This is a genomic window from Actinoplanes sp. NPDC049265, assembly GCF_043197135.1.
GTDB lineage: Bacteria > Actinomycetota > Actinomycetes > Mycobacteriales > Micromonosporaceae > Actinoplanes.
Window position 1 is genome coordinate 62343 of record NZ_JBICSP010000003.1, and the last position, 22923, is coordinate 85265.

The following is a 22923-nucleotide window of genomic DNA, read 5'->3' on the forward strand; positions in this document are numbered from 1 at the left end:
GAGTGGTCACCCTGCCAAACCCCGATCGGTGGTAGCCCAGGGCTACCACTGCGTGGGTGGTCGCGCTTTTTGACAAGCGCGACCACTCGCGCTCAGGCGGCCGGCGCCCCCGAGGTGACCAGCACCCGGTGGCTGAGCACCGGCTGCCGGATGCCCTTGAGGACGGCCGGCCCGGTCGGGATGCCACCGGTGCCGCGCCCGGCCATCGCGTACGCCCCCGGCCCGATCTGCAGCTCGCCCGGCCCGGCCACGCTGCACAGCCGCTGCGCCAGGTTGACGGCGCGACCCCACACGCCGTAACCCGCCGGCGGCCACGACGGGGTCACGAAGACCTCGCCGAACTCGATCCCCGCGTGCACCGACGGGCGCACCGAGCGGCTGCCACCGGCGGCAACCAGCGCCAGCCCGGCCCGGACGGCACGGTCGGCCTCGTCGCCGGCCGTGTCGCGTAACCCGAAGACACACATGAACCCGTCGCCCAGCACCTGTTGAATCTCCCCGCCGTGCCGCCGCGCGATGGCCACCAGGTCATCCATGAGCGGCCGCACCACCTGATAGACGATTTCCGGTTCGACCGTCTCGACCAGATTGGTGAAGCCGGTCAGATCAGCGAAGAGCACGGCGGCTTGCCGCCGGTGCCCCGATCCGTTGTGCTTGTCGTGCTCCAGTCCGACATCCACGCAGAGTCAGAGACCGGACTGTCGGCCTTGATACATGCACTTCGGACGGTGATCAGGCGGCTCCGTAGGAGCTGAATGTGCACCAGTTGACGTAGTTGGCCGGTGACTCGATGTCCAGGTCGGAGCGGGCGGCGTGCAGCGCGCGGGCCAGAGTGTGACCTTCGGCCAGGCGTTGGTGGAGGGCGTACATCAGGTCGACGGCGGCCACGTCGGGCACCGCGGCGACACTGGCGACCACGCCGGCGGTGCCCCGCGCCAGCAGCGAGCTGATGAAGCCGACGACCTCGTCGCCGGCGTACGCGACGTCGGCGCCGGACTGGCAGGAGGCGAGCACCAGCCGGTGCGGCGCGACCCCGCTGGTGTGCAGCTCCTGCACGGTCAGCGGGCCGTCGCTGAGCACCAGCGAGGAGAAGTGCGGGTTGTCCGCGCGCAGCCAGCCGTGGCAGGCCAGGTGGACCAGCCCGGCCCCGTCGAGCCGGCGCAGCACCTCGGCCGAGGTGCTCTCGGGCGGGCTCAGCGCGGTGGCCGACGGATACAGCTCGCGCAGCCGCAGCACCTCGGTGGTCGCGCCGGGCAGGCTCGGTCCCTCGACCAGCACCGTCGGGCCCACGGCGGCGGCCCGGCGGCCGGAACCGGCACGACCCCGCCGGGCCGAGAGCGGGAACGCGGCCGCCGCCGTCCGGGCCCACATGCCGGCCGACGGCGCCAGCGACACCGGCTGGTCCCACAGCGCCGACCACGGGATGCCGTGCAGCTGGCCGACCGGAACCACGACCAGCTCGGCGTCCGGTGGCAGGCCGAGCGGGGCGAGCAGCATCGCGCGCAGCCGGGCGACCCGGGAGTCGGCGCCGAGCCGGGCCGCGGCCAGCGACGACTCGGGCAGGTCCTGGGTCATCCGGCGCAGCGCGAAGAACAGGGTGCGCATCTGGCTCAGCACCCCCGCCACCGGGCCGAGGCGGACCAGCCGGCTGCGGCGCGGCTCGACCACCACGGCCACCAGGTCGCCCTTGAGGTTGGCGTACTCGACCAGCACCCGGCCGCCCAGCGCGGAGCGCAGGCGGGCCGGACGGATCGGGCTGATCACCGCCTGCGCCGCGGCCCGCCGCCGCCAGCTCGCCCGCCGGATCCGGTCCTCGATGGTCTTCTGCCGGGCGACCAGCGGTTCCGGCGGCGCCAGCTGACGGTCGCCCCCGGTGGTCGCGCTCTCCAGCTCGGCGTGCAGGTCACGCAGCGCGTCAAGGCCGTCGACGTCGGCGCCGCCGGGCGGTTCGACGGCCAGCAGCGCCGCCGCTCGGGTGCGTTCCATCCAGACCAGCGCGCGTGGCGCCGACCCGCCCCGGACCATCACCTCGAGGCCGAGCTGGCCCAGCTCGGCGCCGTGGCCGGAGGCGAGCACGCGCAGCTCGACCGAGGGCAGCGCGGTGCGGTGCCGGGCCAGATCGGAGAGACCCTTGCGGCAGTACGCCAGCACGCCGGTGTCGTCGGCCCGCAGGGCGGCGGCGTTCGCCCCGGCCACGCTGCCCCGCATGCGCACCAGCACCGGGCTCTTGCGGGCCAGGCCGGCGGCCCGTTCCCAGAGGGCGACGGCGTCCTTGCGCCGGCCCAGGCGCGCGGCCACCCGGCCGGCGATGACATAGGCGTCGACCGCGTACGCCCATGTGCCCTGCTGTTCCAAGGTGCGACAGATCCGGCGTACGTCGCGCAGGTCGGCGCCGGCCGTCGTACCCGCCTGTAACCGGGCCTCGACCCGGACCAGCGCCGCGCGGGCCTTCCACGCCCGCCGCCCCTGCCGGTCGAAGCTGCGCGCGGCCACCGCGGCCGCCTCCTCGGCGCGATCCGGGTCGCCGGCCAGCAGCGCCAGCTGGGCCACCCGCAGCTCGGCCTCGGCGCCCATCAGTGGCACCCCGTGCTGCGCGAACTCGTCCGCGGCGGCCTGCGCGGCCCCCGCCGCCTCGGGGATCAGGCGCAGGTCGATCAGGGCGTCCGCGTACTCCACATAGTGCTCGCCCAGCGGCAGCCCGGCGGCCTCGTGGGCGCGGGCGGCCTCGTCGAACAGCCGGATGCCCTCGCTCAACCGTCCGGCGTGCACGGTCACCCAGGCCTGCGTCTCGCTGACCATGGCCACGTGGGCCGGGCCGACCCCGGGCGCGGCTCGCCGGGCGTCCAGAGCCAGCCGCAGCGCGTCAGCGTGCCGGCCGTGCTGCGACTCGATCATCGCGAGGTTGTTGCCGGCCACCACCCGCAGCCGCGGCGACAGGCCGTCGCCGTCGAGCAGATCGCGGTACGCGTCGGCCGCGGGCGCCAGCCGGCCCAGGTTCTGGTCGAGCACCGCCCGCTGGAAGGCCAGCTCGACCGCCTCGTCCGGGCCCACGATGGACCGAGCGTGGTCGAGGTCACGCGAGGCGCCGGCCATGTTGCCCAGTTCCTGATGCACCACCGACCGGGTCATCAGCACCTGGGCCAGAACGTGTTCGAGTCGGTGCGTGCGGGCCACCGTGGCGGCCTCGTCGAGCAGGCGTTTCGCCTCGGCCGCGGCGAACCGCGCACGGCGTCCCCAGGCCTGTGCGCGCAGAGCGAGAGCCAGTGCCTCCGGAGGCCCGGACCGCCGCGCCCGCCGGACCAGATCGGTCGCGACCGGCTCGTACCGGCGGGGGTCCGAAACTATTTCCTCATGAACACGCCTGGCGTGTATCACGAGGTCGACTGGCGTCTCTACTTCTGCCAACAGACCACTTTCCGCCGTGTGAGGGACCGGGGACACGCCATGAGATTCGAGCAAGACCGCCTGGGCTTCGCGTTTGAGGGGGACTATCCCGAATCCTACGGGCCGGAGGACACCGTCCGGCTGAGGGCGACGCTGGCGCAACAGACCGGGCAGCTGGGCGCCGGCACCAGCAACGCCGACCAGCGCCTGATCGGCATCCTGATCGGCCGGCGCTGCGGCGACCAGGCCCGGCCCCAGGTCGAGTTCCGCGGCCGCCGCGACGGCACGCTCAGCCTGCGGGCCCGCGGCGAGGTGGTCATCCCGTCCGGCGCTTGGGCCGCCGACGAGGCCAAGTCGGTGTTCGCCGACTTCGACACGGCCTGCGACGGCACCGGCCGCCGTGGTGACAACGTGCTGGTCCGCCGGGCCTCGGCGGCACCGTCCGACCTCGACGCGGCGGTCTGCGCGAGCGAGGCGGCCAAGCTCGAGGCGTACCCGAACTATCTGGCCACGATGGCCGCGGTGGGCAAGGGCCTGGGCGGGCCCGAGCCGACGCCGCCACCGGACCCCAAGCCCATCCCGGCGACTTCGGGACTCACCTCGACCGGCGGCCCCGAATCGGCCGCGCCGCCGGCTTCCGACCGCGTGGCCGGACCCGCGACTCTGCCCAGTGGGTCCGGCCACGCGCCCATCAAGGTCGCGGTGATCGACACCGGGATCCCGCGCGCCCTGCGTGACGACCAGCTGCTCAACGGCGTCGAGCGGCGCGACGACAACATCGACGAGCTCGACGTGCTGCCCGCCGGCCCCGACGGGCTGCTCGACTACCAGGCCGGGCACGGCACCTTCGTGGCCGGCATCATCGCCCGGGTCGCGCCCGGCGCCGAGCTGAGCATGTACCGTGCGGCCGACACCGACGGCTTCGCCACCGACCGGGACATCGCCGAGGCGATCCTGGCCGCGCACGCCGACGGCGCGCAGATCATCAACCTGTCGCTCGGCGTGCGTACCGTCGACGACCTGCCGCCCCCGGCCACCGCGGCCGCCGTGGCCAAGGTGGCCGCCGAGTCACAGGGGCAGACGGTGATCGTCGCGGCGGCCGGCAACAACGGTGACGAGGCCAAGGTGTGGCCGGCCGATCTGGACGGTGTCGAGTCGGTGGCCGGCCTGACCGCGTACCTGATGCCCGCGCCGTGGTCGTCCTACGGCGACCGGGTGCGGTTCTCCACGGTGGCCGAGGGCATCCGATCGACCTATGTCAGCGGCGTCGAGTCGCCGGTTTTCGACCCTTCGCCCGACTCCTTCTCCGGCGACGCATGGGCATTCTGGAGCGGGACGTCGTTCGCGGCGCCCCAGATCGCCGGTGCGGTCGCGCGGATCTGCCAGGAGGAGGGCCTGGTGCCGCGGGCAGCCGTGGACAAACTGGACGAGTTCGGCAAGGCGATCTCCGGATACGGCAAGGCGATGCGGATCCTGCAGGGGCTCGGTTGATCCCGTGCACGGCTCCGGATCAGGTGGGGGACCGGATGGCTGGGGGGCCGTCCGGTCCGCGTCGCGGCAGAGCGGGGACGACATGGGATCAGATCCATCCGATATGGCCGACTGGGAACTGCCCGAGCTGGTCAAAGCGAGCATCGATCGAAACGAGGACGCGTGGAACGAGCTGGTCCGGCGGTTCGCCGGGCTGGTCGCGTTCGTCATCCGGCACTACCGGCTCTCCGCGTCCGACACCCAGGACGTCAGCCAGCTGGTCTGGCTGCGCCTGGTCGAGCACCTCGGACAGATCCGGGAGCCCGCCGCCCTACCGGGCTGGCTGGCGACCACGACGCGCCACGAGTGCGAGCGATACCTGCGGGTCAACGGCCGGAGTGTGGCCGTGGACCCGATGACCATGAAGGAGGACCGGTCCGCTGCGCCGGATATCGACGAGATGCTGCTGGCGGTGGAGCGCCGGCAGGTCCTTCTCGACGGTCTCGGCCAGTTGGCCCCTCAGCAACGTGAGCTGCTGCTGATGCTGGCCGCCGATCCGCCCTACTCGTACGCGGAGATCAGCCGGATCCTCGGCATCCCGATCGGCAGCATCGGCCCGACCCGCAGCAGGGTGCTCGACAAACTGCGTGACACGGACGTGGTGCGGGCATACCTGGAGGCGGATCGTTCCGCACAGATGGGAAGGTGTCCGTGATGCCCTGGCGTAACTGGAGCGACGACGACGAGCTGATGCGCGACATCGCCGACGCGGTACGCCCGGAACCACTCGAGCAGCAGATCCTGGCCGCCGGTCGGCTGGTGTTCGCGTACCACGTGACCGACCTGGACAAGGCGTTGGCCGAGCTGACCTACGACTCCCGGGTGGACGCTGTGGCGGCGGTACGCGGCCCGCTCTCCGGTGGCCCGCGCAACCTGGTCTTCTCGCTGGGCGCGATCCGGGTCGAGATCGAGATCAGCGACGCGGGCATCGAGGGGCAGTTGATCCCGCCCGAGCCCGGCAAGGTCTGGCTGCTCGACGCCAGCGGCCCGGTCGCCGAGGCCACGGCCGACGAGGTCGGGTGCTTCTCGTTCCCGTCGTCGCGGACCGGGCCGGTCCGGATCGAGTGCGACGTGTCCGGGCGGCGCGTGGCCACGGAGTGGATCACGGCCTGACATGCCGGCCGCACAGGACCACATCACCGCGGCGACGCCGATGGGCGCGACAGTGGTCGACGGTGGCGTGACGTTCCGGTTCTGGGCGCCGCGGGCGGAGAGCGTGCACGTCAGCTTCCACGGCGTGACGCACTACGAGCCGGTGCCTGGCGAGGAACTCATCCGTGACCCGGCGACCGGCGACTGGACCGGGTTCTTCCCCGGCATCGAGCCCGGCACGAAGTACCGGTTCTTCGTGCGCGGGCCCGGCGGCACCGGCTTCAAACGCGACCCCCGGGCCCGCGAGCTGGAGCTGTACGGCTACCCCGACTGCGACGCCATCGTGGTCGACCCACGCACGTACCCGTGGCACGACCAGGACTTCCGGCCGCCGGCGTTCGACCAGCTGGCGGTGTACCAGTTCCACGTCGGCGTCTTCTGGGCCCGCGACGAACGCGGCCGCGACCGCCGGGCGCACCGCACGGCCAAGCTCCTCGACGCCGTCGACCGGGTGCCCTACCTGGCCGAGCTGGGTGTGACCGCGGTGCAGCCGTTGCCGGTGGTCGAGTTCCAGGGGCCGTGGAGCCTGGGCTACAACGGCACCGACCTGTTCTCGCCCGAGATGGACTACTGCGTCGACCCGGACGGGCTCCAGCTCTACCTGGAACGGGTCAACACGCTGCTGGCCGCACGCGGGGCCGCCCCGCTCGAGGCCGGCCAACTGGTCGGGCAATCCAACCAGCTGCGCGCCTTCGTGGACATCTGCCACCTTTACGGGCTCGCGGTGATCATGGACGTGGTCTACAACCACGCCGGTGGCGGGCTCGACCCGGAAAGCCTCGACTGGATCGACCTGCCGGCCACCCGGGGGCCGGACGACAACGCGTACTTCTCCGACCAGGGTTGGGCCGGCGGGCGGGTCTTCGCCTACCACCGCCCCGAGGTGCGACGGTACCTGATCGACAACGCCCGGATGTTCCTCGACGAATACCACTGCGACGGGCTGCGCTTCGACGAGGTCAGCGTGATCGACCGGCACGGCGGGTGGGCGTTCGGCCAGGAGATGACGGCCGAGCTGCGGGCGCTCAAACCGTCGGCGGTGCTGATCGCCGAGTACTGGGCCGAGTTTCCCGGGCTCGCGGTGGCTCCCGCGCCCGAGGGGATGGGCTTCGACATGGCGTATGCCGACGGGCTGCGCGACGCCGTCCGCGGGGCGATCGCGGCCGCCGCGCACGGGCGGGACGGGCCGGTGGGGCTGGCCCGGGTGGCCGCCGCCCTGCATCCGCCGTTCGGGGCGGGCTGGCGGGCGTACCAGTGCCTGGAAAATCATGACCTCGTGCTGGACATGGACGACCACCGCGCCCCGCGCGTGGCCCGCCTGGCCGACGCGACCGACGCGCGCAGCTGGTACGCGCGCAGCCGGTCCCGCGTCGCGATGGCGCTGCTGCTGACCGCGCCCGGCACCCCGATGCTGTTCATGGGGCAGGAATTTCTCGAGGACAAACTGTGGTCGGACAGCCCCGGGCGCACCGACCGGCTGATCTGGTGGCCAAGCTCAGCTTTCAGTCCGGTCAGGGGCGGCGGCGGGGCTGCGGACGGCGACCGGCACATGGCCGATTTCCGGCGTTGCACCAGCGACCTGCTGCGGCTGCGGCGTTGCTTCTCCGGCGATGCGATCGATGTGCTGCCGCCCGATGAGAACAACCGGGTGCTCGCCTTTCAGCGGGGCTCGATGTTCGTGGTGGTGTCGCTGAACGAGTCCACGCTGTACGGCTATCGGATCGGATTCCCGTTCCCGGCCGCGCGCGAGGTGTTCAACAGCGACTACTACGACCACTTCCCGAACCCTCGGGTGGCCGGCAACGGCGGCCGGGTGGTCGCCGACGGCCCGAGCGCGACGATAACGATCCCGGCCAATGCGGTGCTGATTTTCGCCGCCTGAGACGATGATCGCTATGCGTCCGCCGCTTCACATAACCCTTCCCGGCGCGAACCAGCTGACGTTCGCCGACGTCGACCAAGTAGTGGTGGGCCGCGACCCGACCTGCGCCGTCGTCGTGACCGCCACCGGTGTCTCGCGCGAGCACTGCCGGTTCGAGCTGCGCGACGGCCGGTGGACCTTCATCGACACCAGCCGCAACGGCTCGTACCTAGGCGGTGAGCGGATCGTCACCCATGTGCTGTCCGGCGCGGCGCCGATAGTGTTCCGCCTCGGTCACCAGGACACCGGGTCGACCGTGACGGTCCGGCTGGGTGGCCGCGACGCCGGGGACGAGCGGACCGCGGTCGCGTCGTCGGCGCTGGTGGTCCCCGTTTCCCGAGGGGTACGGACGGCGCACTCGTTGGCCGGCGGCCTGTTGCGAGTCGGCCGGGTGCCGGACAACGACGTCGTTGTCGACGACCTGCTGGTCTCGCGCTACCACGCGACTGTCTCTCTGCTGCGACCCGGTGTGGCCCTGGTCGATGATCTCGGTGGGCGCAACGGAACGTTCGTCAACGGCATCCGGGTGAGCCGATCGTCGCTGCTGCCCGGCGATCTGCTCACCATCGGCCGCGCCACGTTCAGCTTCGACGGCGGCATGGCTCTGCTCGAGCACGGGGATGTCCCGGACACATCGCTCGCCGCGCAGAACCTCACTGTTCGTTACGGCACCAACCGGGTCATCTCCGACATTTCATTCGCGACGCCGCCGGGCTCCCTGGTGGCGATCATCGGGCCCAGCGGCGCCGGCAAGTCCACCCTGCTGCGGGCCCTCACCGGCGCCCGGGCCGCCGACGAGGGCCGCGTCCTGGTGGACGGCACCGATCTCTACACGTCGTACGACGCGATCCGGCACCGCATCGGGCTCGTCCCGCAGGAGGACGTCCTGCACGACCAGCTCAAACTCGGTCAGGCCCTGCGGTACGCCGCCGCTCTGCGGCTCCCCGACGACGTGCCTTCCGCCGTACGCGACCAGCGCGTCGACCAGGTCCTCGCCCAACTGGACCTGACCGCCCGCCGCGACCTGCCGATCAGCCGGCTCTCGGGCGGACAGCGCAAACGCGCCTCAGTGGCGATGGAACTGCTCACCGAGCCGTCCCTGCTCTACCTCGACGAGCCCACCTCCGGCCTCGATCCGCTGCTCGACCGCGAGGTGATGCGCCACCTGCGCGACCTCGCCGACCGGGGTCGCACGGTGGTCGTGGTGACGCACAGCACGCTGCACCTCGATGTGTGTGACAGCGTGCTGGCGCTGGCCCGCGGCGGCCGGGTCGCCTACTTCGGGGCGCCGTCCGGCCTGATCGACCACTTCGGCGCCGGGAACTACGCCGACGCGTTCGCCGCCCTCAGCGAGGAGGCCACCGGCTGGGCCGACCGGCACGCGCTGCTGGCCCGGCCGGGCCGGCGGGAACCGGTCGCCATGGTGCGGTCGGCCGCACCACCCCGGCAGAGCATCCTGCGGCAGACCGCGTTGCTCATGCATCGGTCCGTGGCGCTGCTGCGGTCCGATCCGCGACAACGCTGGATGCTCATCGGCCTGCCGTTCGTGCTGGCGGCAGTGGTGCAGACCGCGCCGTCCGAGGCAGGCCTGCGGTGGGCGCCCGGCGGGCCGCCGCAGACCGGCGCGGCGACGCTGCTGGTCATTCTGGTGCTCGGCGCGGCGTTCATGGGTATGGCCGGCAGCATCCGCGAGCTCGTCGCGGAACGGCTGATCTACCAGCGGGAATGGGCGATCGGGCTGCGGCCGGCCGCGTACCTGGGCTCGAAGGTCGCGGTGAGCGCCCTGATCTGCGTGGCCCAGTCGGTCGTGCTGGGCCTGCTCAGCCTGCTGGGACGCGACCTGCCGGCGTACGGGGTGGTGCTGGGCAGCCCTCGGCTGGAACTGATCGTCGTGCTGTCGCTGACCGCCATCACCGCGGCGATGGCCGGCCTGCTCGCGAGCGCGTTCGCCCAGCGAACCGAACACACGATGTCCATCCTCGTGGTGGCCATCATGGCGCAGCTGGTGCTCAGCGGCGGCCTCTACAGCATCGGCGGCCGGCCCTGGCTGCAGGCCCTGGCGGTGTTCAGCCCGACCCGGTGGGGTTTCGCCGCCGGTGCGGTGACCGTCGACCTGCGGGCCTTCCGCATCCTGCGGCCGGCGGACGCATTGTGGTCGCACACGGTGGGAGCGTGGTGGTTCGCGATGGTCACTCTGGCCGGGTTGGGTCTGGTGTACGTGGCCGGTACCCGCATCATGCTGCGCGTGCAGGAGCAGCGTCCCGGCCGCCGTCAGCCACGCGTGGATGCGAAGTGATCCACGCCCGCGCGTGAGGCGGCCCATCTACCTGCCGGTGGCGCGGAACGCGTTGCGCCAGGTGTGATCCGGACGGGACCCGCCGGGCCGGCGTTCGGGTGCGGTGCGCGTGGTCGTGATGGTTCACCGGACGGAACGTGGTCTGATGAGCATCGTGGGTGACGATCTTCAGGTGGCACGGCGGGCGGCGTTGGCCGGGGCCGCGGTCGGGATGCGATGGTTCGCCGATCTGCCCCGGCTGCGCCGCGAGATGAAACCGGACGGGTCCGTGGTCACCGAGGCCGATCGGACCGTCGAGGCCGAGGTCCGAACCGTGCTGTCGGCCGAGCGGCCGGACGACGCCGTCCTCGGCGAGGAGGGCGGCCAGTCGGGGGACGCCGCCCGGCGGTGGATCATCGACCCGATCGACGGGACGGCGTTGTTCGTGGCCGGCGATGACCGGTGGCTGGTCCTGGTGGCGTTGGAGAGCGACGGGGAGATCGTCGCCGGTGTGGCGGTCATCCCGGCGCAGCGGCGGGTGTTCTGGGCCGAACGCGGCGGCGGGGCGTGGGAGGCGCCGATCGACGACCTGGGCGCCGCCCGCCGCCTCATCGCCGGCCCGGCCGACCCGGACGGCGAGGTCAGCATGAGCGTCGGCCCGGCCGATCCGGCCGTGCCGGACGTCGGGGTCGATCTCGCCCCGGCGGTGCCCGCGGAGCGGGACGGTGGCATCCGGCTGAGTGTGGTGCCGTTGCCGTCGGTCGCCGAGGTGGACGGTCTGCTGGCGGCGATACCGGGGCGGCCCTGGCGGCAGCACCCGCCGTTGCTGGTGGCACGGGGTGAGCTGGACATCGCGGTGCAGAGCAGCGGGCACATCTGGGACTTCGCGGCGACCTCGCTGATCGTCACCGAGGCGGGCGGTTACTACCGCACCCGCGACGGCGGCACGCGACCGGGGCGTGGTTTGTCGGTCTTCGCGCGTACCCCGGAACTCGCCGCGGAAGCCCTCACCCACCTCGCGTGAACCAATACGGGCTGAGGGCGACCCGCGGCCTCCACGCCGACGCCTGGCGGCCGCCTCTGATGTGCGGCTAAGGCGTGTTTCAGGCCTCGGCCAAGAGCGAGGCCGGCCCCACGCTGGGCCGCGCCGCAGCCGGGCCGAGTCATGAAGGACGCACACTTAGGGCGACGTGGGCTTGTTCAGCGCGACGATCAGCGTGATCAGCGCCGCGACCGACAAGGCCACGCCGACGATGCCGAAGACGCGGCCGAGCAGGGCGGGGGAGAAACCGCGCCGCCGTTCGCCGCGCAGGCTCAGGAAGATCGCGATGGCGCCGAGGATGCCACCGACGACGCAGAACGAGGTGGGCAGGCTCAGGATGCCCAGGATCAGGGCGCCGCGGCCGGCGCCGGTCACCGGTGGGGCGGCCGGCGGGGCCACGGCGGTGGACGGGAGCCAGGCGTACTCGGGTGGGAGGTCGGCCAGCGGGGCCAGCAGTTCCGAGGTGTACGTGGCCGAGCCGACCGCCGCCACCCGGCCGTCGTAGTCGCTCATCGCCAGGTCGCCCTGGTCGAGCGCACGAGTGAGCACCGCCAGCACCTCGGAGCGTTCCGCGCCGGTCACCCGTTCGTCCCTCACCGGCGCGAGGTTAGCCAGCCGGGGGAGCGCCCCTGCCCGAAATCGGGGGCGCTCCCCCGAAGGAGACCTCGTCAGCAGCGGGCGAGCATCGACTCGGCCGGGAAGCGGGACGAGATGGCCCGCACGAGCGCCGTGCCGTCGTTGTCCAGGGCGACCGGGAAGTATCGCCAGTCGTCGTCGGAGGCGGGCAGGGCGGTCTCCAGGGTGTCGTCCTTGAAGATCGCCGTACGGTCGAGCGCGTCCTGCCGCCCGAGGACCTGACCGGCCGCGTTGACGTCGGCCGGGGTGAAGCCGGGCCACGTGCGGACGATCGCGCCGGACCGGTCCCACTCGATGCCGGTGCCACCCCAGTCGTGGCCGACGACCCGGTCGCCGGCCACCGCGACCGCGGTGATCTCCTGGTCGGGGGCGGGCCGGTCGAGGACCGTCCAGGTGCCGTCGGGGGCGCGCAGCGCGGCGCCGGACTTTCCGCCCCGGGCCAGCAGGGTGCCGTCCGCGGTGACGTCGACGGCGGTGCCGGCGCCGGGCAGGGGCGAGTCGATCAGTTCGTACGTGCCGGGCTGCGCGGCCGGCCAGCGGATCAGCCGGCCGTCGTCGAGGGCGCCGAACACCTCACCGGCGTCGTTGACCGCGGTGGCCGCCGCGGTGGTGCCGTCCGGCCGGGGCAGGGGCTGCCACTTGCCGGTGCGACGGTTGAGGATCGGGGTGGCCGACTCGATCTGCCCGACGACCGTGCCGTCGGCGTTGACGTCGAAGACCTCGAAGGAGCCGAGGGCGCGGGCCACCCCGTTCTCCCAGCGCGCGGCCGAGGACGAGCCGCCGTCGGTGTAGGCGGTTCCGGCGTAGACACCGGTGCGGCTGGCGTGGGTCACCGACGCCTGCCGGCTGCCCGAGGGCGGCTGCAGCGCGGTGAAGGTGCAGGAGGAGGCGGCGTGGGCGGGGGCGGGCAGCGCGACGAGGGCCGCGGCGCCGAGAATGAGGAAGGGTGCTCGCACTGTCCAGAGTGTACAGATCGACTACGACCGGTGGAGGGTGATGCACGTCCAGGCGCCGACGTGGACGCGGTCGCCGTCGGACAGGGGGTGGCCGCGGCCGGTCTCGAGCGGGGCCTCGTTGACGTAGGTGCCGTTGGTCGAGCCGACGTCGGCGACCAGCCAGACGCCGTCCAGGTTCTGCGTCAGGATGGCGTGGCTGTGCGAGACCCCGGGGTCGTCCAGGTCGATCTCGGGGTCGGTGCCCTTGGAGGCGCTCTTGCGGCCGATCCGCACCTGCGGCGGTTCCAGCCGTACGTCGCGGACCAGCACGTCGCCGGGGAAGACGACCCCGTCGACCGCGTTGGCGTCGAACCAGGAACGGTCGGCGGTGATGGTCAGCGTCCACGCGCTGGTGGCCGGGGTGACCGCAGGGGAGAGGACGGGCACCCGGCCGGTGTTCGAGTCGTAGCCGCAGTTTTCGCAGAACCGGCCGTCGTCGGGCAGTGGCGTCCCGCAGTGCGGGCACGGTGCGGCGGCGGGACCCACCGGTTCCGGGACCCGGGACGTCATCCGGGCGCCGCAGACGTCGCAGAAGTCGTCGGCCGCCGAGTCGTGGCCGCGGGGACAGCTCACGAGGTGGCCCGCCCCACCCGCACCGTCTTGGTCGACCGGGTGTCCAGCGCCATCTCGTCGGCCGCGTCGACCCGTCGGCGCAGCCGGACCGTGCCGGTCACCGCGTCGTCGATGTCGACCACTGTCGACAGCAGCTCGGTGGTGGCGGTGTTCCCGCTCTCGTGGGCCAGCTGGGCGGCCCGGCCCAGCTTGATCGTCGCCGTGTGCTCGTCGCCGGACTTGCGGGCCTCCAGCCCGGCCTGGATCGCGTCGGCCAGCTCGGCCTGCCCGGTGTAGTGGGCGACCTGCCGGTTGATCCGGGTGGAAAGGCCGCTGTCGGTGGTCCAGACGGCCCGGACCAGGCACTGCGCGTGTACGTCGTCGCCCTCGACCACGGACACCCGCGCCGCCAGCATCTCGTCGCCGGCCTGGCCGGGCGGGACCTCGACGCTGATGTGGTAATCGCGGCTCTCGTTGCCCCAGGCGCCCAGCGGATAACGTCCGGCGCGGGGACCGTCCTCGACGCGTTTGCCCGACAGGTCGGCGACCGACGGTTCGACCTGTTTCACGTACCGGATCCGGGTGTTGACCGGGGTCCAGACCTTGAGCTGGACGTCGGCCGAGGTCTTGCCCATCGCGCTGGTGATCATCTGCTCGAAGGCGGCGGTCAGGTCGGTCGGCCGGGCGACGATGTCGACCGAGCCGAGCATCGCGCCGGCGATCTTGCGGAGCTCGGCCACCTTCCAGTTGGTGCCCACGCCGCGGCAGTCGCACTGGAACTTGCCGCCGATGCCCTCCAGCACCTTTTCCAGATAGCCGGCGTGCTCGCCGTTGTCACCGTCGGTGAGCAGGATGGCGTGGGCGATGTCGCCGGGCCGCTGGGCGAACAGCTGCGCGGCCAGCTTGAGCCAGGCGCCCATCGCGGTGCCGCCGCTGGCCTGCAGCCGGTCGATCGAGCGGATCGCGTCGGCGCGGCTCTGCGGGCCGGCCACCGCGAGCTGGCCGGGCGCCGGGAACAGCTGCTGGGCGGTGCTCACCCCGGCGATGATGGCGAAGTGCACGCCGTCGTCGAGGCAGGCCACCGCCGCCTTGGCCGCCTGCCGTGCGGCCGCCATCCGCCCCTCGGCCTGCATCGACCCGGACGCGTCGACGATGATCACCTCGGTCGCCCCGGCCGTCCGCCGGCCGGTCGCCGACCCGGTCGAGGTGACCGTGACGATCGCGTTGACCTCGGTCCCGCCGAGCGGGAGGAACTCGTTCTGGAACGCCTCAGCGGTGTACGCCACGCGGACCTCCCACAGGTGTCAGGGCGACGGTGATGTTGTCCGCGCCGCCACGTTCGTTCGCCAACCCGACCAGCGCGCGTGCCGCCGCGAGCGGGCCTTGTTCGAGGTTGCCACGCACGGCGTCGGCGAAGTCGGCCGGGTCGGGCAGGTAGTTCCACAGTCCGTCGGTGCAGAGGACGAGCGTGCCGGGAGAATCGAATTCCCGGTCAACGGCCGATGGGCGTACGGCCGGAGCGTCCGCGCCGAGCCAGGCGGTGATCGCGTGCGCCTGCGGGCTGAGCATCGCGGTCTCCGGGTCGGCGCCCAGATCGACGGCGTGCCGGGCCCACGAGTCGTCCTCGGTGAGCCGTTCGGCCGGGCCCTCGGCCGGCACCCAGTACGCCCGGCTGTCACCCACCCACGCCCACGTGACGGTGGACCCGTGCACCGAGGCGGCCACGATCGTGCAGGCCGGTGAGTCGTGATCGGTGCCCAGCGCGCTGACCGCCTCGCCCGCCTTGAGCAGAGCGTCAACCGGGGACAGGCCCGCCGCCAGGGACTGGCCGGCCACCGACGCGGCGGTGGACGACGCCTCGTCGGCGCGGGCCGAGGCCGACACCCCGTCGCAGACGACGATGTGGCCGTCCGTGAGGAACATCGCGTCCTCGTTGCGGTGGTGCCGCCGGCCGCGGTCGGTCACCGCCGCACCCAGCGGCCCGGCGTCGTGTTCGGCGTGGTCGTTCTCCCGCTCGGCCATCATCCCGCAGCTCTCGCAGTACCCGTCGTCGCCGACCCCGCCCCCGCAGTGTGCGCAGGTGATCAGCCGCCGCCCGCACGCCTCGCAGAAGGTGGCCCCGGCGGCTCGCTCGTCATCGCACGCGGCGCACGCGATGGTGGTCATGTGCGGGTCCGCGGACGCGCGGCGTTGGCCAGGTCGACCAGCCGGATCCGGTCCGGTCCGTGCGTGGCCCGGGCCATCTCCCGGTACGCCGATTCCAGCGCGAACCGCAGATCGCGTTCCCCCGCGATCCCGTCCCCGCGGCCCAGGATCGTCCCGGGCACGGGCGTGCCGCTCCCGGACACCACCAGCGCCTGTTCGAGCAGTTCCGCCCGTAGTTCGGCCACCTGCGCCGCCTCCGCCTCCAGCTTGTTGATCATCTCGGCCGCCGCGGCCAGCGCGGTCACCGCCCCGGTCGCCCGCGGATGGGGCCGGACCAGCGCCCGCACCGCGCCGACCTGTGAGCTCCGGTAGGCCGCCGAGGTGCCGGGCACGCGATGGTATGCCTCCACCGCACCGTTGCGGTCCCCGGTGGCCAGCCGGCACCGGGCCAGCCCGGCCGACGCGGTCGTGTACGCCGGATCGGTCCGGCTCACCACGTCGTAGTACCCGGCCGCCTGCTCGTGCTGCCCGTCCAGCTCGAACGCGAGGGCCAGGGCCAGTTTGGGCGCGAGTTCGCCGGGCAGCGCCGAGAACACCTCGTCGAACCGGCGCCGGGCCAGGCCCAGGTCGCCCGAGGCCAGCCCGAGCACCCCGTCGTACCAGGCCACCCGCCAGTCGCCCGCCGCTGCCGCGCCGAGCGCGTCCCGGGACCGTTTGGCGTGCGAGAACGTGTCCAGCCCGGGGTGGTCGGCCATCGCCGAGGCGCCCAGGTCGATCATCGCCCGCAGGGCCCGCAACTGGACCTCGACGGTGTGCGCCGGCGCCCGCCCGAGCAGGGTGAGCACCTCCTGCGGGTCGGTGACGGTGACCGAGGCCAGGAACGCCGCCGCCGGGTCGCTCAGGTCGACGATCGGCGAGGGCAGGAACCGCCACTCCGGTTCGTCGCCGCGGGCGTCGGTCCGCAGTTCGGCGGTGAACAGCCGGGAGGTGGCGGGCCGCGGGCTGCCGCCGGCCGCCAGCACCTCGCGGAGCACGCCGAGCATCTGCTCGCTCATCTCACCGGCGTCGGCGAACCGGGCGTCCGGTTCGCCCTGGGTGGCCCGGACCAGCAGCCGGTAGAACGATTCGTGGCTGGTGTAGACGTCGACCGTGTCGCGGGCCGGCAAGCTTGTCGCGTACGTGCTCTGATAGCCGCGGAAGTCGGTGGTGAGCACGGCCAGGGTGCGGCCGATGGTGAAGATGTCCGACGCCGGGCTGGGCCCCTGGGTGGCGATCTCGGGCGCCTGGAACCCGACCGTCCCGTACAGCGCCGAGTCGAGGTCGTCCTCCCGGACCACGCCGCCCAGGTCGATGAGCTTCACCTGGTCGCCGGTCTGGATCACGTTGTCGGGCTTGAAGTCGCAGTAGATCAGGCCGCGGTCGTGCAGGTAGCCGAACGCGGGCATGATCTCCAGCAGGTAGGCCAGCGCCTGCTCGACCGGCAGCGGGTCGAGTTTGCCGCCGTTGGCCGCCATCCGGTCCTTGAGGATGCCCTTGAGCGACTCACCGCCCACGTATTCCATGACGATGTAGCCGGCTCCGTCGTGCTCGACGAAGTTGTAGATCTTGACGATGTTCGGGTGCTCGACCTCGGCCAGGAACCGGCGCTCGGCCACGGCGGCGGCCAGCGCGTCGTCGTCGCCGGCGTTGAGCAGGCCCTTGAGCACGACCCAGCGGTCCGAGACGTTCCGGTCGGTGGCCAGATAGATCCAGCCCAGGCCGCCGTGCGCGAGCGGCCCGACCACCTCGTATTGCCCGCCGACGAGGTCGCCCTTGGCCAGCTTGGGGTTGAAGTCGAAGGGTTCACCGCAGGAAGGGCAGAATCCGTTGGTACGGCCGGAACGGCCATTTTTGCCCCGGCCCACCTCCTTGTTGCACCGGGCGCAGTACCGCTTGTTCTCGGGCACCTCGGCCGGTGACATGACCGCGGTCGACGGGTCGGCCTGGGTGATCGGCGCGATGTCGACCAGCCCGCCGCCGAAGCGCCGCCGGCGGCTGCCGGTCCGCGCACTGACCGCACGGGTGCTGCGGGCCGACCGGGTGGGCGCCGAGACCGGCGCCGGCGGTTTCTCGGTGAGGTCCAGATCGAGGGTCGGGGGCGTCGCGGCGAGATCGAGAGTCGGCGGTTCCTCGGCCCGGGGCGGCGGAGCGGCCGGGGCAATGGGGGCCGCGGCGGGGGCGACCGGCGTGGCTTTCGGTGGCGCCATCCCGCAGGTGTCGCAGTAGCCGTCCATGATGGACCCGGGGCAGTCGCGCGGGCATCTCATGACGCCGCCTCCCGCAACGCGTCCTGATAGGCGTTGACCGCGGCCCGCGCCGCCACCAGATCGCACGGCGCCACGTACAGCACCTCCCGTACCCGGTCGGCCGCCGCGCCCAGCGCCGCGTCCAGCCCGCGCCGTTTGGCCTTGGCCTGGTACGACTCGAACCGCCCACGCAGCTCGTTGCGCGCCGCCAGCAGCTCACCGGCCCGGTCCGCGGCCGAGCCGACCTCGTCCAGCCGGGCCCGCGCCCGCCGGGTCCACTCGGCCAGCCGCGGACTGATCAGCGCCCAGTGCCCGGCCGAGGCCAGCGCGTCCACCGCCATCAGATCCGGCCGCAGGTCGGGGCCGGCGGGCACGGCGAAACCGGACCCGAACCGGTCGGACGCCCGCGCCGCCGCCTCGGCCGCGTCCCGCTCGGCCGCGTCGATCTCGGCCAGCAGCTTGTGCGCCTCGGCCAGCCGCTGCGCCAGAATCTCCCTGAGCTCATCGGCCGACGTGCGCTCGGCGTCGGCCCGGTCGACCAGCGTGCGGATCGCGGCCAGCTCGGCCTCGTCCACGCCCAGCGGGTCGGAGCCCATGATCTGGGTGAAGTAGCGCAGCCGCCGGTCGGCCTCGTCGAGCACGGCCGCGCCCTGCTGGTCGCGGCCGATCAGGCGGCGTACGTTCTCGACCGCGGCGGCCAGGTCGGCGCTGGCCGGGAGCAGCCGCTGCCACGCGTCGCCGGCCCGGGTGACCACGTCGGCCACGGTCCGGAACGCGTGCTCCATGGTGGCCAGCAGCTCGCCCGGCGAACAGGCCCGGCGTTCCTGCCCGGCGCCGAGCAGCCCGCGCTGGGCCAGCGGCACCACCGACAGGGACAGCGTGATCGACCGGCCCAGCACCTGGTGGGCGAAGGCCGGGCCGCCCGGATCGGGCAGTGCCCGCGCCTCGGTGATCGCGGTCGTCAGCTGCCGGTAGCCCTCCCAGAGCCGGGTCAGCGACTCCTTGGCCTGCGCCCACTCCGACGCCGTCCGGCCGGTCAGCGCACGCGCGTCGAGGTCGCGCTTGGCCACGCTGTCGTCCAGCTCGACCAGGTTCTCGGCCACCCGGGCCACGGCCGCTTCGAGACGCGCCAGCTCGGCGCGGGGATCGCCGATCATCGGTACGCGGCCTTCGGTGCCGCCGGCGCCGGCCCGAAGTCGCCCAGCCAAGTTTGGTACGTCCGCTTCCACGTCCCGTCGGCCTTGTTCTTCTCCAGCACCTGGTTCACGAACCGGGTGAACTCGGGGTACTGCTTCGAGATCGCCATCGCGTACGGCTCGGAGGTGAACTTCGGCCCGATCACCTTGGCGTACGGGTCCTGCGCGGCCAGCCCGGCCAGGATGGTGTCGTCGGTCGAGATCGCGTCCACCTCGTTCTGCTGGAAGGCGACCAGGCAGTCGGCCCACCCGGCCCGCCCGACCGGCTGCGGCCGGGTCTTGATCTGGGCGATGTTCCCCAGCGAGGTCGAGCCGCTGACCGCGCACACCCGCTTGCCGCCGAGATCCTCGATGGTCTGGGCCGGCGATTCCTTGGCCACGAGCACCCTCTGCCCGGCCTCGTAGTAGACGGTGGAGAAGTCGACGTCGGCGCGCCGATCGCAGTTCACGGTCATGGTGTCGGCGACCAGGTCGACGGTGCCGTTCGCAGCCAGTTCGACCCGCTGGTCGTACCCGATCACCTTGATCTGGATCTTGTCGGGGTCGCCGAAGACGGCCTGGGCGATCTGCCGGCCCATGTCGACGTCGAAGCCCTCGATCCGGCCGGTGAACGGGTTGCGCGAACTGAACAGCAGGGTGTCCTGGCTGGTGCCGAGGATCAGCCGGCCGCGTTTCTGGATCTCGGCCATGTGCGTGCCGGCCGGCATGCGTCCCGCCGCCGGGAGCGCGCCGGACGGACGCAGGCTGGCCCGGGCGTTGCAGGAGTCGTCCGGCGCCGGCGCCGCCGGAACGCCCGGCGCGGAGGCGGCCGGCGGCGTGACGTGACCGCCGTCCCGGCTCGACGTGCAGCCGGCGGCCAGCAGGGCCAGCGCGAGCGTCGCCACCGCGGCCCGGCGACGGCTCACCGGTACTCCTCCAGCCGGGCCCGGATGCCCAGCCAGCACAGCGCGCAGATCATCAGGGCCAGCAGCGGGCCCAGCACGGTCAGCGCGCCCAGCCCCCGCCCGGCCGCGCCGATCTCACGGGTGAACAGCGCCATCCGGTCGTCCAGGGCCGCGCCGATGCCGTCGGTGATGCCCAGGAAGGTGGTCGTCGCCCGGTCGCCGACGGCCAGCTTGACGGCACCGTCGTAGTCGCCGCCGTCGTCCTTCACGCGGACCTCACGGTGCAGGTCGAGATATTTCACGTGGGCGTCCATGGCGTTGCGGATGTGCTGCTCGGCCTGGGTGTCCTGGTACGAGTCGGCGGCCACCGCGAGCAGCCCGTACGGCCCGGTCAGCCGCTGCGAGACGGTGCCGAAGTCCTTCTCGTAGGCCTCCCCGTTGCCCCGCGCGGCCAGCGCCAGCGCCTCGTCGCCGCGTTCCCGCAGCACCGAGATGCGGGCCTTGGACAGCAGCGTCACCGGCGTCGAGCCGCTCGCCTCGGCCGTCTGCAGATGGGAGCGCTGGGCGATCAGCACCCCCGACGAGATCAGCCCGAGCACCACGAGCAGCCCGGTCGCCGCGACCAGCGGGATGTTGAAGGTGCGTTTGGTGCTGTGGCTGAGCCGCACCTGGGCGTGCACCAGCGCCCCCAGCAGCACGAACAGCAGCAGCACGTAGAGCACCACCCAGACCGTGCCGCGGGCCGACGAGTAGCCGTCGTCGACCTCCTGCTGGGCGATCCGGAGCAACCGGTCGGCCTGCGGCTGGAGGATCTCGCGGTTCAGGGCCGAGGCGTCCGAGAGGTACGCCGACCCGACCGGCAACCCCTGCCGGTTGTTGGCCCGGGCCGCCGCCACCAGCGCCGCGTACCGGGTCACGCCGGTCGACAGCTCCCGCACGGCCTCGGCCGACTCGCCGCCCTCGGGCGTACGCCGGGCGGCCGAGGTCAGTGCGGTCGTCACCTGGGTCAGGTCACCCTCGTAGCGCTGGGTCAGCGCGGCCGGTTCCAGTCCGCCGCCCAGGAACGCCTGCGCCGCGGTGGTGTCGGCGTCGGCCAGGGCCGAGTAGATCGTCTCGGCCTCGGTCAGCAGCGGCTGGGCCCGGCCGCCGAGGTCGTCGGTGCCCGACCCGGCCGAGTTCGCGGTCAGCCCGGCCAGCAGCCCGGTGAGCAGGCCGAGGGCCAGCAGCGTGGTCAGCATGAGCTGAAGCCGCCCGGGCGAGGTGTGCCGCAACTGGGCGACGCGTGTGAACCCCGGCCGATCCAGCTGAAGCGTGGTCACGCCGAGTCCTCCGTCATGGCGCAATATTAAGAGTCGAGAGCCACCTCCCAAATTCGAGCACAGTCCAGGGCCGCGCCTGCGAATTTGGAGGTGACTCAGTCCAACTCCCGTTTGAGCAGCTTGCCCGTGGCGGTCATCGGAAGCGAGTCGACGAACTGGACGACGCGCGGATATTTGTACGAGGCCATTTGCTCCTTCGACCAGGCGACCAGCTCGTCCTCGGTCGTGGTGGCCCCCGCGGCGCGGATCACGTACGCCTTGACCTCCTCGCCGTGGCTCGGGTGGGGGACCCCGATCACCGCCGCCAGCGACACCGCCTCATGGGTCATCAGGACCTCCTCGATCTCCCGCGGGTACACGTTGAAGCCACCGCGGATGATCATGTCCTTGGCCCGGTCGACGATGTAGTAGAAGCCGTCCTTGTCCCGCCGGGCCAGGTCACCGGTGCGGAACCAACCGTCCCGCATCACCTCGGCTGTCGCCTCCGGACGGTTGTAGTAGCCGCGCATGATGTTGTGTCCGCGGATCGCCACCTCGCCGATCTCGTCGGCGCCGTCGACCGTGTTCCATTCCGGGTCGATCAGCTTCAGCTCGACACCCCAGATCGGGATGCCGATCGAACCGGGACGCGGCTCGGAGTGCGGATCGGAGAACGTCGCGACGGGCGACGTCTCGCTCAGCCCGTACCCCTCGAGAATCTGCAGTCCGAACCGTTCCTTGACCTGGTGGATGATCTCGACCGGCAGACTCGACCCGCCACTGACCACGACCCGCATGTTCCGGGCGATGCGCTCGACGTCCACGCCGTCGGACAGAGCGTTGAGCAGACCCCAATACATCGTCGGTACGCCCGCGAAGAACGTCACGTTCTCCTGTTCGAGCAGCTTGACCGCCGCCCCGGCCTCGAACCGGGGCAGCAGCACCAGCGTCGACGCGGTGGCGAACCCGGCGTTCATGTTGACCGTCGACCCGAACGAGTGGAACAGCGGCAGAACGGCCAGGTGCGTGTCGATACCCGGCGTCGTCCCGAAGAGCCGGTTGGAGGTGAGCGCGTTGAGCACGAGGTTGGAGTGCGACAGCTCAGCGCCCTTGGCCTGCCCGGTGGTGCCGCTGGTGTAGAGGATGACCGCCGCGTCGGTCTCTTGCCTCTGCACCGTCTCGAACGTCGGCGCCTGGCCCTGAACCGGCAGCCCCTCGGCCCCGATCAGGAAGAAGTGCTCGCAGCCGTCGGTCTGATCGAAGCCGGCCTGGCCCTCGGCGCCCATCGGCAACTCGGCCGTGCCCTGGAAGCAGAAGTACGCACGGGCCTGCGAGTCGGCCAGATGATAGGCCACCTCACGGCCCTTGAGCAGCACGTTCAGTGGCACGACGACCGCGCCGGCCTTGAGGATGCCGTAGTACACGATCGGGAAGTACGGCAGGTTGGGGCAGGACAGCGCCACCTTGTCGCCCGGCCGGATGCCCCGGCTGACCAGCAGGTTCGCCACCTGGTTGGCGGCCGCGTCGACCTGGGCGTAGCTCAGCCGCGATTCGCCCAGCACGACGGCGGTCCGCCCGCCGAACGTCCGGGCCGAGTCCTCGAGCAGGATCGACAGGTTGAGCATGGG

At 72.4% G+C, this 22923-nt stretch carries 18 protein-coding genes; 6 read left to right on the top strand and 12 right to left on the bottom strand.

Features of this window, described 5'->3' with window-relative positions; genetic code table 11:
* Nucleotides 1-92 precede the first annotated feature (92 nt).
* Nucleotides 93-680: an adenylate/guanylate cyclase domain-containing protein gene (locus ACGFIO_RS10130; protein WP_392824538.1), complete on the bottom strand. Its 588-nt coding sequence runs from the start codon at nt 678-680 to the stop codon at nt 93-95.
* A gap of 52 nt (nt 681-732) precedes the next feature.
* Entirely contained in the window at nt 733-3375 is a 2643-nt protein-coding gene (locus ACGFIO_RS10135; RefSeq protein ID WP_392824540.1) for a CHAT domain-containing protein, read from the bottom strand.
* 69 nt (nt 3376-3444) lie between these two features.
* On the opposite strand from ACGFIO_RS10135, the gene ACGFIO_RS10140 reads away from it, so the two are divergent.
* From ACGFIO_RS10140 to ACGFIO_RS10165, 6 genes are all read left to right on the top strand, one after another.
* Nucleotides 3445-4875, top strand: coding sequence for a S8/S53 family peptidase (locus ACGFIO_RS10140; protein WP_392824543.1), 1431 nt, complete (start codon nt 3445-3447; stop codon nt 4873-4875).
* Between the two features lie 103 nt (nt 4876-4978).
* Nucleotides 4979-5569, top strand: coding sequence for an RNA polymerase sigma factor (locus ACGFIO_RS10145; RefSeq protein WP_392824545.1), 591 nt, complete (start codon nt 4979-4981; stop codon nt 5567-5569).
* Nucleotides 5569-6027, top strand: coding sequence for a hypothetical protein (locus ACGFIO_RS10150; protein WP_392824548.1), 459 nt, complete (start codon nt 5569-5571; stop codon nt 6025-6027). Before ACGFIO_RS10145 ends, ACGFIO_RS10150 begins: the two co-directional genes overlap by 1 nt.
* 1 nt (nt 6028) lies before the next feature.
* Complete coding sequence (locus tag ACGFIO_RS10155) at nt 6029-7948, top strand: alpha amylase C-terminal domain-containing protein (RefSeq protein ID WP_392824551.1); 1920 nt, start codon at nt 6029-6031, stop codon at nt 7946-7948.
* 13 nt (nt 7949-7961) lie between these two features.
* Nucleotides 7962-10283 carry an ATP-binding cassette domain-containing protein gene (locus ACGFIO_RS10160; RefSeq protein ID WP_392824554.1) on the top strand — a complete coding sequence of 774 codons (2322 nt, stop codon included), beginning with the start codon at nt 7962-7964 and terminating at the stop codon, nt 10281-10283.
* A 145-nt stretch (nt 10284-10428) separates the two neighbouring features.
* On the top strand, nt 10429-11286 hold the full coding sequence (locus tag ACGFIO_RS10165) for an inositol monophosphatase family protein (RefSeq protein ID WP_392824557.1): 858 nt from the start codon (nt 10429-10431) through the stop codon (nt 11284-11286).
* 156 nt (nt 11287-11442) lie between these two features.
* On the opposite strand, the gene ACGFIO_RS10170 is transcribed toward ACGFIO_RS10165, so the two are convergent.
* The 10 genes from ACGFIO_RS10170 to ACGFIO_RS10215 form a co-directional block, all read right to left on the bottom strand.
* Nucleotides 11443-11901, bottom strand: coding sequence for a DUF1707 domain-containing protein (locus ACGFIO_RS10170; protein ID WP_392824560.1), 459 nt, complete (start codon nt 11899-11901; stop codon nt 11443-11445).
* A 71-nt stretch (nt 11902-11972) separates the two neighbouring features.
* A complete protein-coding gene (locus ACGFIO_RS10175) occupies nt 11973-12896 on the bottom strand; it encodes a hypothetical protein (RefSeq protein ID WP_392824562.1) in 924 nt (307 codons plus the stop codon).
* A 21-nt stretch (nt 12897-12917) separates the two neighbouring features.
* Nucleotides 12918-13508, bottom strand: a complete 591-nt coding sequence (locus tag ACGFIO_RS10180; protein ID WP_392824565.1) for an FHA domain-containing protein — start codon at nt 13506-13508, stop codon at nt 12918-12920.
* Nucleotides 13505-14773, bottom strand: a complete 1269-nt coding sequence (locus ACGFIO_RS10185; RefSeq protein WP_392824568.1) for a VWA domain-containing protein — start codon at nt 14771-14773, stop codon at nt 13505-13507. Before ACGFIO_RS10185 ends, ACGFIO_RS10180 begins: the two co-directional genes overlap by 4 nt.
* Entirely contained in the window at nt 14757-15653 is an 897-nt protein-coding gene (locus tag ACGFIO_RS10190) for a protein phosphatase 2C domain-containing protein (RefSeq protein WP_392824571.1), read from the bottom strand. The genes ACGFIO_RS10185 and ACGFIO_RS10190 overlap by 17 nt, the downstream gene beginning before the upstream one ends.
* Nucleotides 15650-17938: a tetratricopeptide repeat protein gene (locus ACGFIO_RS10195; protein WP_392824574.1), complete on the bottom strand. Its 2289-nt coding sequence runs from the start codon at nt 17936-17938 to the stop codon at nt 15650-15652. Before ACGFIO_RS10195 ends, ACGFIO_RS10190 begins: the two co-directional genes overlap by 4 nt.
* Nucleotides 17935-19074 carry a hypothetical protein gene (locus ACGFIO_RS10200; RefSeq protein WP_392824577.1) on the bottom strand — a complete coding sequence of 380 codons (1140 nt, stop codon included), beginning with the start codon at nt 19072-19074 and terminating at the stop codon, nt 17935-17937. Before ACGFIO_RS10200 ends, ACGFIO_RS10195 begins: the two co-directional genes overlap by 4 nt.
* On the bottom strand, nt 19071-20018 hold the full coding sequence (locus tag ACGFIO_RS10205; protein ID WP_392824580.1) for a glutamate ABC transporter substrate-binding protein: 948 nt from the start codon (nt 20016-20018) through the stop codon (nt 19071-19073). The genes ACGFIO_RS10200 and ACGFIO_RS10205 overlap by 4 nt, the downstream gene beginning before the upstream one ends.
* On the bottom strand, nt 20015-21316 hold the full coding sequence (locus ACGFIO_RS10210) for a hypothetical protein (protein ID WP_392824582.1): 1302 nt from the start codon (nt 21314-21316) through the stop codon (nt 20015-20017). The genes ACGFIO_RS10205 and ACGFIO_RS10210 overlap by 4 nt, the downstream gene beginning before the upstream one ends.
* Nucleotides 21317-21411: 95 nt before the next feature.
* Nucleotides 21412-22920, bottom strand: coding sequence for a long-chain fatty acid--CoA ligase (locus tag ACGFIO_RS10215; protein ID WP_392824585.1), 1509 nt, complete (start codon nt 22918-22920; stop codon nt 21412-21414).
* Between the last annotated feature and the right edge of the window lie 3 nt (nt 22921-22923).

What these genes read in the sequence shown, in the direction of transcription:
- ACGFIO_RS10195 (WP_392824574.1), bottom strand. Translation starts at nt 17,938, where the DNA reads ATGAGATGCCCGCGCGACTGCCCCGGGTCCATCATGGACGGCTACTGC.
- ACGFIO_RS10145 (WP_392824545.1), top strand. Translation starts at nt 4,979, where the DNA reads ATGGCCGACTGGGAACTGCCCGAGCTGGTCAAAGCGAGCATCGATCGA.
- ACGFIO_RS10165 (WP_392824557.1), top strand. Translation starts at nt 10,429, where the DNA reads ATGAGCATCGTGGGTGACGATCTTCAGGTGGCACGGCGGGCGGCGTTG.
- ACGFIO_RS10140 (WP_392824543.1), top strand. Translation starts at nt 3,445, where the DNA reads ATGAGATTCGAGCAAGACCGCCTGGGCTTCGCGTTTGAGGGGGACTAT.
- ACGFIO_RS10190 (WP_392824571.1), bottom strand. Translation starts at nt 15,653, where the DNA reads ATGACCACCATCGCGTGCGCCGCGTGCGATGACGAGCGAGCCGCCGGG.
- ACGFIO_RS10150 (WP_392824548.1), top strand. Translation starts at nt 5,569, where the DNA reads ATGCCCTGGCGTAACTGGAGCGACGACGACGAGCTGATGCGCGACATC.
- ACGFIO_RS10160 (WP_392824554.1), top strand. Translation starts at nt 7,962, where the DNA reads ATGCGTCCGCCGCTTCACATAACCCTTCCCGGCGCGAACCAGCTGACG.
- ACGFIO_RS10215 (WP_392824585.1), bottom strand. Translation starts at nt 22,920, where the DNA reads ATGCTCAACCTGTCGATCCTGCTCGAGGACTCGGCCCGGACGTTCGGC.
- ACGFIO_RS10155 (WP_392824551.1), top strand. Translation starts at nt 6,029, where the DNA reads ATGCCGGCCGCACAGGACCACATCACCGCGGCGACGCCGATGGGCGCG.
- ACGFIO_RS10200 (WP_392824577.1), bottom strand. Translation starts at nt 19,074, where the DNA reads ATGATCGGCGATCCCCGCGCCGAGCTGGCGCGTCTCGAAGCGGCCGTG.